Origin of the sequence: Streptomyces sp. NPDC059398 (genome assembly GCF_042751845.1) — a bacterium.
GTDB lineage: Bacteria > Actinomycetota > Actinomycetes > Streptomycetales > Streptomycetaceae > Streptomyces.
The window spans coordinates 1-2,119 of sequence record NZ_JBHYWP010000208.1; the positions used below are offsets into that span (position 1 = coordinate 1).

General features: G+C 70.3%; 1 protein-coding gene. It reads left to right on the top strand.

Annotated elements, in window-relative coordinates; genetic code table 11:
• Positions 1-495 precede the first annotated feature (495 nt).
• Positions 496-2,088, top strand: a complete 1,593-nt coding sequence (locus ACFXBC_RS35020) for a phage tail sheath family protein (protein ID WP_385034168.1) — start codon at positions 496-498, stop codon at positions 2,086-2,088.
• The last annotated feature ends 31 nt before the right edge of the window (positions 2,089-2,119 follow it).

The following is a 2,119-nucleotide window of genomic DNA, read 5'->3' on the forward strand; positions in this document are numbered from 1 at the left end:
CGCGCCGGACACTAGTCAAGGGCGTGACGTCGTGTCACCAGGCTGGGGGGCAGCCCCATTGCCCCGTGCGGCCACTCCGGCTGCCCTCGGCGCCGGCCGGGAGCACTTGTACGCGCCTGTGCGGGCACCGCGTATGGCTCCTGAGGGCAGCCGCGGCGTCGCGGCGCCCGCCGGGCGGGGTGTGCCGGGGGTACCGCGCTCCGTTCCGCTGCCTCCGGGGGCGGACGCGTGCGGTCCGGAAGGGTGAGAGCGGCCCGCCGGGAGAGCACCGGGTGACAAGACGGCGCCGGGCTGTAATCATCGGGCGGTTCGCCTGCTGCCGCACCGTCACCTGACGGGCTCCGGCCGTGGACCGACGGTGGCCTCGTGGGGGCGCGGCTGCCCATCAGGGCATTCGGCATGCCCTCGGATAGGTACCGGCGGACGTTTCGCCACCGCTTCCCGCCTCGCAGTGTGGAGGGCAGGTCGTGTCTCGTACCCCGAGGAGAGCTGAGCATGCCGTCTTACCTGTCACCAGGTGTGTACGTGGAGGAGGTGGCCAGCGGCTCCCGTCCGATCGAGGGGGTGGGCACCTCGGTCGCCGCCTTTGTCGGTCTCGCGCCCGTTGGGCCGCTGAACGAGCCGACGCTGGTGACCAACTGGACGCAGTACGTCGCGTCGTTCGGTGAGTTCACCGACGGCTATTTCCTGGCGCACTCGGTCTACGGATTCTTCAACAACGGCGGCTCGGCCGCCTATGTGGTCCGCGTCGGGGGTGTCCCCGGTGGGGTCTCCGGCGAGGAGGAGGGGAAGAGCCAGGCGTCCGTCACCGGACGTTCCGCCCCGGCGGCGCTGCCGGCCGGCGAGCCGAAGCAGCTCGGCACCTTCGCGGTGTCGGCGATCGCGCCCGGCGAGAGTGGCTCCATCAGCGTCGAGGTCGCGGACTCCGAGGGGCCCGCCGACCGCTTCAAGCTGGTTGTCAAGGACGGCGAGAAGGTCGCGGAGACCTTCGACGTGTCGGCCAAGAAGGGCAACCGCAACTATGTCGTCACGCAGGTCAAGGAGCGCTCGAAGCTGATCCTCCTGCAGGAGGACGCGGCTGCCGCGCAGGTCGCGAGGCCGGAGAACCAGACGGTCGCGCTCGTCGCGCCCGCCGCCGCCCCGACGCCCGCGCCGGTGGAGCAGCAGCAGCCCGAGCAGGTGCGGATCGGCGACTACCTCGGCGACTCCGCCGACCGGACCGGCTTCGGCGGTCTGGAGGCCGTCGACGAGGTCTCGATGGTCGCGGTCCCCGACCTGATGGCCGCCTACCAGCGCGGTGCCATCGACCTGGAGTCCGTCAAGGCGGTCCAGCTCGGTCTGATCGCGCACTGCGAGCTGATGGGCGACCGGCTGGCCGTCATCGACCCGCCGCCCGGTCTCAACGCCCGCCAGATCCGTGTCTGGCGCCAGGAGACCGCGGGTTACGACTCCAAGTACGCCGCCCTGTACTACCCGTGGATCAAGGTCTTCGACCCGGCGGGCGGCCAGACCCGGCTGATCCCGCCGAGTGGCCACGTCTCCGGCATCTGGGCCCGCAACGACTTCGAGCGCGGTGTGCACAAGGCGCCGGCCAACGAGGTCGTACGCGGTGCGGTGGACCTGGAGATGCAGATCACCCGGGGTGAGCAGGACCTGCTCAACCCGCTCGGCATCAACTGCATCCGCGCCTTCCCCGGCCGTGGTATCCGGATCTGGGGTGCGCGCACCCTCTCCTCCGACCCGGCCTGGCGCTACCTGAACGTCCGCAGGTACTTCAACTACCTGGAGGAGTCGATCCTCACCGGTACCCAGTGGGTCGTCTTCGAGCCGAACGACCAGGCCCTCTGGGCCCGGATCCGCCGGAACATCTCCGCGTTCATGGTCACCGAGTGGCGCAACGGCGCCCTCTTCGGTGCGACGCCGGAGGACGCCTACTACGTGAAGTGCGACGCCGAGACCAACCCGCCGGAGTCGGTGGACCTCGGCCGTGTCATCTGCGAGATCGGTGTCTCACCGGTCAAGCCGGCCGAGTTCGTGATCTTCAGGCTGGCCCAGTTCTCCAGCGGTGGCGGAGAGCTGGAAGAGTAGTAGCGCTCCGGACCCGGCGGCCGCCACAACC

Bases quoted from the DNA above. Each gene is read 5' to 3' on its own strand.
- ACFXBC_RS35020 (WP_385034168.1), top strand. From the start codon at position 496: ATGCCGTCTTACCTGTCACCAGGTGTGTACGTGGAGGAGGTGGCCAGC.